Origin of the sequence: Nonomuraea cypriaca, from assembly GCF_015645445.1 — a bacterium.
Classification (GTDB): domain Bacteria; phylum Actinomycetota; class Actinomycetes; order Streptosporangiales; family Streptosporangiaceae; genus Nonomuraea; species Nonomuraea cypriaca.
Genome location: NZ_JADOGI010000481.1, coordinates 1 through 2,007, shown reverse-complemented (window position 1 = coordinate 2,007; position 2,007 = coordinate 1). Strand labels below are relative to the sequence as shown.

General features: G+C 72.3%; 2 protein-coding genes. One reads left to right on the top strand and one right to left on the bottom strand.

Translation table 11 applies throughout. The features are described from left to right. On the bottom strand, positions 1-767 hold a 767-nt coding region (locus ITP53_RS55040; protein WP_195903431.1), incomplete at its 3' end, for an AfsR/SARP family transcriptional regulator. 203 nt (positions 768-970) lie between these two features. On the opposite strand from ITP53_RS55040, the gene ITP53_RS55035 reads away from it, so the two are divergent. After that, the gene (locus ITP53_RS55035) at positions 971-1,840 is read left to right on the top strand and encodes an alpha/beta fold hydrolase (RefSeq protein WP_195903430.1); all 870 of its coding nucleotides are present in this window, start codon (positions 971-973) and stop codon (positions 1,838-1,840) included. The last annotated feature ends 167 nt before the right edge of the window (positions 1,841-2,007 follow it).

Sequence of the window (2,007 nt, the reverse complement as noted above, 5' to 3'; positions counted from 1 at the left end):
GGGGTGGTGAGGTGGGGGGCTTGGGTGAGAATGTCGGTTTCTAGGCGGCGTAGGTTGGGTCCGGGGTCAACGCCGAGTTCCGTTCGGAGAACTCGGCGGGCGCGTCGTAGCGTGGCCAGCGCGTCTCCCTGCCGGCCCGTACGGTAGAGCGCCAAGGCCAGCAGTCGCCACCCGTCCTCGCGTAGTGGCTCACCCGCGACATGCGCTTCCAGATCCGGCACGGACTCGGCCGCCTGACCCGAGGCCAGCGCCGCCTCGGCCCGGCGTTCCACGGCCAGGGGGCGTAGTTCGCCCAGCCGCGCCGCCTCGCCCCGCGCCCAGCCCTCGTCGGCGAACTCCGCGTACGCCGGTCCCCGCCACCACATGAGGGCCTCGTCCAGCAGCACGCGCGCCTGCTCGGCCTCGCCGCCGGCCATCAGTCGGGCGGACGCGGCGAGCGCGGTCTCGAAGCGCCAGGCGTCCACCGCCCCGGGATCGGGGCGCAGCGCGTACCCGGGTGACGCCGTGACCAGCAGCCGGGACGGTGTGCGGGGCGGCCGGTCCGGCTCCAGGGCCTTCCGCAGCGCGCCGACGAACGTCTGCACGGCGCCCAGCGCCCCCTCGGGCGGATCGTCCCAGAGGTCGCCGATCAGCCATCTGACCGGCACGACCCGGCCCCTGGCGACCAGCAGCCTGGCCAGGACGGCGCGGTGCCGCGGGCCCTTGAGATTGACCGGGCCGTGCTCGTTCTCGGCGGTCAACGGGCCCAGCACACCGAAACTCACCATCGCCCACCCAAACTAACCGCCCCCGCCACCCAACTGAGCCGCCGCTGACCAGGTGCTGATCCACGGTCGGCAGGCTGAGCACGTACCACCCGAAAGCGCACATCACCGAAGAAGCGCATATCACCCAGAAGCGCGTACCACCGGGAAGCACGACCTGAAAACACATCACCCGGAAACGCGTACCAGTCAGGAAGAGGACCGGCATGAAGATCAGCGGATTCGCTCAGCGGCGGGTCACCGTCGCCGACGGGGTGGCGCTCAACGTCGCGGTGGGCGGCACGGGCAGCCCCGTCGTGCTGTTGCACGGCTTCCCGCAGACCCACCTGATGTGGCGGCACGTCGCCGCCGACCTGGCCGCCGACCACACGGTCATCTGCCCCGACCTGCGCGGCTACGGCGACAGCGACAAACCGGAGGACGACGGGCAGACGTACGCCAAGCGCACCATGGCCGCCGACGTCGTGGCCCTCGCCCGCGCGCTCGGCCACGAGAGGTTCGCGCTGGCGGGGCACGACCGTGGCGCCCTGGTCGCCGTACGCGCCGGGCTCGACCACCCCGATGCGGTCACGCACCTGGCCTCGCTGGACGTCCTGCCCACCCTCGACATGTGGGACGTGATGCGCGGCGCGTCCGCCGCCGTCGGCTTCCACCTGTACCTGATGGCGCAGCCGCCCGGGCTGCCCGAGGCCATGATCAGCGGTTCGGCGGACCGGTTCTTCGGTCACTTCCTCGACCTCTGGGCCAACGACCCGAACGCGATCCCGGCCGACGTACGCGCCGCCTACCTGAGGGCATGCCGCGGGGCGATCCCCTCGATCGTCGCAGACTACCGCGCCTCGGCCGGCGTCGACGTCGAGCACGACGAGGCCGATCGGCAGACGGGGACCCGGCTGCGGATGCCGGTGACCGTACTGCAGCAGGACTGGGGCGCCGCCCTCGGCTACGACGCCGCCGCCCTCTGGCGGGCCTGGGCGCAGGACCTGGAGCACCGGACGGTCTCCTGCGGGCACTTCATGGCCGAAGAGGCCCCGGCGGAGGTCGTCAAGGCGCTCCGCGACCTGCTCGCCCGGTAGCGCGCCCGGGCGAGCTGTGCCCGGTTGAGAGGCGTAAGATCAGTTTCCTCCCCACCGTGTTCTCGTGGGGAGGCCACGTTGCCGCTGCTCGCGCTGCTGATGCTGGTCCTGCTGGTGGCCGCCGGATGTGGCACAGAACCGGCCGTGCCACCGCCCATCCCACCCCC